We start from the raw sequence: 6932 nt of genomic DNA on the forward strand, positions 1-6932 counted from the left end.
TCTGTTGTGGGTGTCGTCAGCTGGCGTCGGCCGGTCCGACCGGCCCGGCGGCCGCGCGTCCGGGCGGGACACCCGGACCGCTGATCTGCGCGGCGGCGGCGATGCTGTCCTTGGCGGCCTGGACGACCGCGTCGGTGGTGATCCCGAACTCGTCGTGCAGGGTCTGGTACGCCGCGGAGGCACCGTAGTGCTCCAGGCTCACGCAGCGGCCGGAGTCGCCGACGATGTCGTGCCAGCTCTGCGCGATCCCGGCCTCGACCGAGACCCGGGCGCGGACAGCGGCCGGGATGACCGACTCGCGGTACGCGTCGTCCTGCTCGTCGAACCACTCACGGGACACCATCGAGACGACCCGCGCCTTGACGCCGGCCTCGGCCAGCACCGAGCGCGCCTCGACGGCGATCTGCAGCTCGGAGCCGGTGCCGATGAGCACGACGTCCGGTGTGCCCTCGGTGTCGAGCAGCACGTAGCCGCCCTTGTGCACGTTCTCCGTGGTGGCGAACCCGTCGGTGCCGCGCGGGAACGTCGGCACGTTCTGGCGGGTCAGCGCCAGGCCGGCCGGGCGGTCGGTGTGCTCGAGGATGGTGGCCCAGGCGGCGGCCGTCTCGTTCGCGTCACCAGGCCGTACGACGTCCAGCCCCGGGATCGCCCGCAGCGCCGAGAGGTGCTCGACCGGCTGGTGGGTCGGGCCGTCCTCGCCGAGGCCGATCGAGTCGTGCGTCCAGACGTAGGTGACCGGCAGCTTCATCAGCGCGGCCAGCCGGACCGACGGGCGCATGTAGTCGGAGAAGACCAGGAACGTCCCGCCGTACGGGCGGGTCAGGCCGTGCAGGGCGATGCCGTTCAGCACCGAGCCCATGCCGTGCTCGCGGATCCCGAAGTGCAGCACGCGGCCGTACTCGTCGCCCTGGAACTCCTTGGTGGAGTACTCCGCCGGGATGAACGACGGCTGGCCCTTCGGGGTGGTGTTGTTGGAGCCGGCCAGGTCGGCCGAACCGCCCCACAGCTCGGGCAGCTCCGGAGCCAGCTTGGTGAGCACCTCGCCGGAGGCGGCGCGGGTCGCGACGCCCTTGGCGTCGGCGTCCCAGCTCGGCAGCGCGTCCTTCCAGCCGCTCGGCAGCTCACGCTTCGAGAGCCGGTCGAGCAGTGCGGCGCGCTCGGCGTTCGCGGCCTTCCACTCGTCGAACTTCGCGGTCCACTCGGCCTCCTCGGCCTTGCCGCGGTCGAGGGCCTCGCGGGTGTGCGCGAGCACCTCGTCGGCGACCTGGAAGCTCTGCTCCGGGTCCCAGCCGAGGACCTTCTTGGTGGCCGCCACCTCGTCGGCGCCGAGCGCCGAGCCGTGGATCTTGCCGGTGTTCTGCTTGTTCGGCGCCGGCCAGCCGATGATCGTGTGCAGCCGGATGAAGCTCGGCTTGTCGGTGACCGCCTTGGCCGCCTCGAGGGCGTCGTACAGGGCCTGTACGTCCTCCTCGTAGCCGGTGCCGCCGTTGGTCCAGTCGACGTCCTGGACGTGCCACCCGTACGCCGCGTAGCGCGCCGCGACGTCCTCGGAGAACGCGATGTCGGTGTCGTCCTCGATCGAGATCTTGTTGGCGTCGTAGATCACCGTGAGGTTGCCGAGCTTCTGGTGACCGGCCAGCGAGGACGCCTCGGCCGAGACACCCTCCTCCAGGTCGCCGTCCGACGCGATCACGTAGATCTGGTGGTCGAACAGGCTCTCGCCCTTCGGCGCGTCAGGGTCCAGCAGACCGCGCTCGCGGCGGGCCGCCATCGCCATCCCGACCGCGTTGCCGACACCCTGGCCGAGCGGGCCGGTGGTGGTCTCGACACCCTTGGTGTGCCGGTACTCCGGGTGGCCCGGGGTCTTGCTGCCCCAGGTCCGCAGCGCCTTCAGGTCGTCCAGCTCGAGACCGAAGCCGGCCAGGTAGAGCTGGATGTACAGGGTCAGGCTGGAGTGGCCCGCGGACAGCACGAACCGGTCGCGACCGGCCCAGTGCGGATCCGCCGGGTTGTGCCGCATCACCTTCTGGAACAGCAGGTACGCCGCCGGCGCGAGACTCATCGCCGTACCGGGGTGTCCGTTTCCGACCTTCTCGACCGCGTCCATCGCGAGGACCCGCACGGTGTCGACCGCGCGCTGGTCGAGCTCGGTCCATTCAAGCTTGGGGCTGGTCTTCTCCGTCACGCCGGCGGCGCTCCTCTCGATGGTGGCTTCTGGGTCCGTCACCCAGGATGAGCCTACTGTGGCCAACTCGCTCCACTGCACACTGCTCAACTACGTGTCAACTGTCCGGCAACTCTCCCTGTTCCCCAATCGGTGGCGTCGCATCGGAGGGGGGTGGCTGAACCCTCCTACGGGGCGTCGTAGACTGCTGAACCGTCAGCGCCGGATCTCCGGCGTCAACCCAGATTGTTCGAGGTGTTCGTGACGGCCGTCGACCCGCGTCCCGCCGCGACGACGTCGTACCCGACGCCGCTGCCGGACGCTACTGCTGTGGTGAGTCCGTCGGTGCGCGACGTGGTGAAGGCGTACGTCGGTCTGACCAAGCCGCGCATCATCGAGCTGCTGCTGATCACCACCGTGCCGGTGATGTTCCTGGCGGCCGGTGGAGTGCCCGGGTTGCAGGTCGTGGTGGCAACCCTGATCGGCGGTGTGCTCGCCTCCGGCAGCGCCAACACGATCAACTGTGTGCTCGACCGCGACATCGACGAGCAGATGCGCCGGACGAGGCGCCGCCCGCTGCCGCGGCACGCGGTCAGCCCGCGCTCGGCGACGATCTTCGGCGTCGTCCTCGGCGTGCTGGCGACGCTCGAGCTCGGCTTGTTCGTGAACTGGCTCTCCTCCGGCCTGGCGCTGGCGGCGAACCTGTTCTACGTCTTCGGCTACACGATGGTGCTGAAGCGCCGTACGGTGCAGAACATCGTCTGGGGCGGGATCGCCGGCTGCTTCCCGACCCTGATCGGCTGGACCGCGGTCACCGGCAAGCTGGCCTGGACCCCGGTCGTGCTGTTCCTGGTGGTGTTCTTCTGGACCCCACCGCACACCTGGTCGCTCGCGATGCGGTACCGCGAGGACTACGCGTCGGTCGACGTGCCGATGCTCCCGGTGGTCGCGACGCCGGTCCAGACCGCCCGGCAGATCATGGCGTACTCCGTCGTCATGGTGATCACGTCGCTCGCGCTCTGGCCGATCGCCGACACCGGCTACGTGTACGGGCCGGCGGCGATCGTGCTCGGTTTCGTGTTCCTCCGCGAGGCGCGCAGATTGTTGCTCCGGGCCCACACCGGCGCGGAAGGCGCCGCCCTGAAGCCGATGCGGCTGTTCCACTTCTCGAACATCTACCTGGCGCTGCTCTTCATCGCTGCTGCCATCGACCCCTTGCTGCGCTGAGCTTTCTGCTCCTGACCGCCCTGCACCGAGCGTCGCGGCGTAACCGCGCGGAGTCCTCCCGTTGACCATTTCGTGACCTCATGTTGCGATGAGGTGGTCTGCGGAGGGGGAATCCGTGCTCGGGGGAGGCGGAACATAGGGGGTTTCGCAGTGGGGGTACGAACACGCATTGCCGCGGTAGCGGCGCTCGCGCTCGCCGGTTCGGTGCTGGTCGCCGGGCAGGCCGACGCGCACAACAACCAGTCGAGCCTGAAGCCGGTGGCGACCAAGCTGAACGGGCCACGCGGCGTCTCGACGTTCGGGAACAAGGTCATCTACAGCGTGAGCAGCGGTGCTGTCTACGCGACCGATGGTCACAAGACCTGGAAGCTCGGCACGGTGCCGGGCGCCAACGGGTTCGCACCGGCGATCGACACCAGCCGGAGGGGCGTGACGTACGCCCTCACCGGTGCGGGCGGCGAGCCGGGTCAGCCACCGGTTCCCGGCAGTTCGACGCTGTACCGGTTGCGGTACGGGAAGTCGCCGGTGAAGATCGCCGACATCGCGGCGTACCAGAAGAAGGACCCGGATCCGTACGACCTGGAGAAGAACCCGACCGACTCGAACCCGTTCGGTGTCGCCGCGCTCAACGACGGAACGGTCCTGGTCTCCGACGCGGCCGGCAACGATCTGCTCCGGGTCTGGCCGAACGGCCACATCAAGACCGTGGCGCGGCTGAAGCCACGCGTCGTCGCGGTTCCGCCGGGCCTGCCCGCCAAGGGCCCGGACGGGAGCCCGATCCCGCCGGCCGGCACGCTGGTTCCGTCGGAGGCTGTCGCGACGTCGGTGACTGTCGGTTCGGACGGCTACTGGTACGTCGGTGAGCTCCGTGGCTTCCCGGCGACACCGGGCAAGTCGCAGATCTGGCGGATCAAGCCGGGTTCCTACAACGCGATCTGTGACCCGACCAAGCCGAACCGTGGCAACTGCAAGCGCTACGCCGACGGCTACACGTCGATCGTCGACCTGGCCGGCGGTCCGCGCGGGACGCTCTCGGTCGTCGAACTGGCCAAGAAGAGCTGGGTCCAGTTCGAGCTCACGGGCAAGCCGCAGATCGGCGCGCTCTACCTGCAGTTCCAGGGCCGGCACCACCAGGCCACGTTCCGCAAGGAACTGGTCAGGGGCCAGCTCACCATGCCGGGCGGCACGGCCTTCAACCGCTGGGGCCAGCTGTTCGTCTCCGCGCCCGTCTTCGGTACTGGGGCCGTCTACAGGGTGAAGTACTGATCGGTCAGCTCATTCCGCTTCCGGAATGAGAACACTGGCGAGAGCGACCCGGCGCGTGCCGGGTCGCTCTTTCCGGTACGGCGCCAGTACGTCGTTGAGTGTGCTCTGTAGCGCGGGCAGGTCGTCGTCGGCGACGTACAGCTGGCTCATCCCGAAACCGAGGTAGTCACGCAACTGCTGGTCCTCGGCGGCCAGGAAGTCGTCGAAGGTCTCGCCCAGCAGCCCCAGGAAGGTCAGGAACGTGGTCCGCAGCTGCGCGGTGTCCATGGCCCGGACCTCGTCGAGGTCGGCGACCGCCAGCCGCGCACCCAGCGCCAGCGTCCGTTCGGTCGTCCCGCGCACCTTGCGCTCGTCGACCACCGCCAGGATCCCGGCCTCGAGCAGCGCCGCGACGTGCCGGTAGAGCGTCGCCTGGGTGATCTCGGGGAGCGCGTCGCGGAGCTGGGCGGTGGTCAGCTCGCGCCCGCTGAGCTGCTGGATGATCCGCAACCGCGCCGGGTGCATGACGACCTCGGCGATCGGCGAGTCCTTCGCCACAGTGACCTCCACTGATCATTATCAGTCTGATAATGTTATTGCTCTCAGGTTGATAATAGTCGGCGAGGGGACAGATATGACCCAGGGACTGCCCATCCGGGTGGCGGGACTGAGCAAGGCGTTCGGGCCGGTCGAGGCCGTGACCGATGTGACCTTCACCGCGGCAGCGGGCCGCGTCACCGGGTTCGTCGGGCCGAACGGCGCCGGCAAGTCGACCACGTTGCGGATGCTGCTCGGGCTGATCCGGCCCGATCGGGGGAGCGCGTTGTTCGGCGACACGCAGTACCGGGACCTGGCGACGCCGACCGGGGTGGTGGGTGCGGTGCTCGATCTCGCGGCGGCCCATCCGGCGGCGAGTGCGCGGGCGCATCTGCGGACCGTGTGCGATCTGAGCGGGCATCCGCGATCCCGGATCGACGCGGTGCTCGACAGCGTCGACCTCATCGGGTACGCCGATCGCAAGGTCCGCGGCTTCTCGACCGGGATGCGGCAGCGGCTCGCGCTCGCGACCGCGCTCCTGGGTGACCCGGGGGTGCTGGTGCTGGACGAGCCGTCGAACGGACTGGATCCCGCGGGCATCGTGTGGTTACGAACGTTCCTGCGGACGCTCGCGGACGAAGGGCGGACCGTGCTGATCTCCAGTCACGTGCTCACCGAGCTGCAGTACAGCGTCGACGACCTGGTGCTGATCGACCACGGGCGGATCGCCTGGTCCGGCGGACTCGCGGACTTCGCGGCGCACGGAACGACGCTCGAGCAGGCCTTTCTCGCGCTGACCGCGAAGGAGACGACGGTATGAGGAACCTGATCCGTGGCGAGATCACCCGCCTGCTCTCGACCAGGCTGCCGTGGTGGGCCGTCCTGGCCGCGGTCGCGTCGGGTGGCGGCCTGACCGGGATCCTGGCGCTGACCGGTCCGGAGAACGCGACGCCGCCGATGCCTGGGATCGACACCCCGGCCGGTGCCGGCCTGGTGGTCGGTCTGTCCGGCCTGTTGCTGTTCGTCCCCGCGTTGTTCGGCACCATCGCGATCACCAGCGAGTACCGGCACCGCACGATCGGTACGACGTTCCTGGCCGCACCGCGCCGCGGACAGGTGCTGACCGCGAAGCTGCTCGTCTACGGAGCGGGCGGCCTGGGATACGGACTGCTCGCGTCCGTCACCTCCGGACTCGCGCTCCTGGGCGCTGCTGCGATCCGTGGGGTGACGCTGACCGTCGACCCGGCGGATCTGCTCCTCCTGCTGACCAAACTCGCCGTGGTCGCGGCCGTCTACGTGGTCGTCGGCGTGGCGATCGGCGCTCTGGCCCGGCACCAGCTCGTTGCCGTCGGCATCGTCCTCGGCTACTTCTACTTCCTCGAGTACGTGCTGATGATCCTGCCCGGCGTGAACCGGATCTACCCTTACCTCCCGGGCGGCGCGACGTCGTCCCTCACCAGCTTCACGTTCCTCACCGACACCATCGCCGACCAGACCTCGGCCACGGCCGGCACGCCGCTCCCACCGGTGTACGCCGCCCTCGTGCTCCTCGGCTACGCCGCAGTCGGCGCGGCGGCGGCAGCCGTAGTACCCCTCCGTCGCGACCTCACGTGACGTCGTTTCAGGGGCCGGCCCCTGAAAGTGTGGGGTGACACGTGTTATTTCGGGTCCGCATCCCGCCGTTTGTTGGGGCCGGCCCCCAAACCGCGGGGTGGGGGGGCGGGGGGGGGGGGGGGGTGGGGGGGGCGGGCGGTGCGCC

General features: G+C 69.5%; 6 protein-coding genes. 4 read left to right on the top strand and 2 right to left on the bottom strand.

Annotated features, from left to right (window positions below; genetic code table 11):
• Nucleotides 1–16: 16 nt before the first annotated feature.
• Entirely contained in the window at nt 17–2185 is a 2169-nt protein-coding gene (tkt, locus tag ACFYRH_RS15245; RefSeq protein WP_387775294.1) for a transketolase, read from the bottom strand.
• Between the two features lie 291 nt (nt 2186–2476).
• Here tkt and ACFYRH_RS15250 point away from each other — a divergent pair, with 291 nt between their 5' ends.
• The gene (locus tag ACFYRH_RS15250; RefSeq protein ID WP_387775297.1) at nt 2477–3391 is read left to right on the top strand and encodes a heme o synthase; all 915 of its coding nucleotides are present in this window, start codon (nt 2477–2479) and stop codon (nt 3389–3391) included.
• A gap of 150 nt (nt 3392–3541) precedes the next feature.
• On the top strand, nt 3542–4657 hold the full coding sequence (locus ACFYRH_RS15255; protein WP_387774105.1) for a ScyD/ScyE family protein: 1116 nt from the start codon (nt 3542–3544) through the stop codon (nt 4655–4657).
• Between the two features lie 9 nt (nt 4658–4666).
• Here the strand turns inward: ACFYRH_RS15255 and ACFYRH_RS15260 are convergent, their stop codons facing one another.
• A complete protein-coding gene (locus tag ACFYRH_RS15260; protein ID WP_387774108.1) occupies nt 4667–5194 on the bottom strand; it encodes a helix-turn-helix domain-containing protein in 528 nt (175 codons plus the stop codon).
• A 76-nt stretch (nt 5195–5270) separates the two neighbouring features.
• Here ACFYRH_RS15260 and ACFYRH_RS15265 point away from each other — a divergent pair, with 76 nt between their 5' ends.
• On the top strand, nt 5271–5993 hold the full coding sequence (locus tag ACFYRH_RS15265; protein ID WP_387774111.1) for an ABC transporter ATP-binding protein: 723 nt from the start codon (nt 5271–5273) through the stop codon (nt 5991–5993).
• Nucleotides 5990–6787: an ABC transporter permease subunit gene (locus ACFYRH_RS15270; protein WP_387774114.1), complete on the top strand. Its 798-nt coding sequence runs from the start codon at nt 5990–5992 to the stop codon at nt 6785–6787. Before ACFYRH_RS15265 ends, ACFYRH_RS15270 begins: the two co-directional genes overlap by 4 nt.
• Nucleotides 6788–6932: the final 145 nt, after the last annotated feature.

The sequence above is a fragment of the Kribbella sp. NPDC004875 genome (assembly GCF_042873375.1).
Taxonomy (GTDB): domain Bacteria; phylum Actinomycetota; class Actinomycetes; order Propionibacteriales; family Kribbellaceae; genus Kribbella.

Excerpts from the sequence above, each read along its gene's own strand:
- ACFYRH_RS15265 (WP_387774111.1), top strand. The coding sequence starts at position 5,271 with ATGACCCAGGGACTGCCCATCCGGGTGGCGGGACTGAGCAAGGCGTTC.
- ACFYRH_RS15270 (WP_387774114.1), top strand. The coding sequence starts at position 5,990 with ATGAGGAACCTGATCCGTGGCGAGATCACCCGCCTGCTCTCGACCAGG.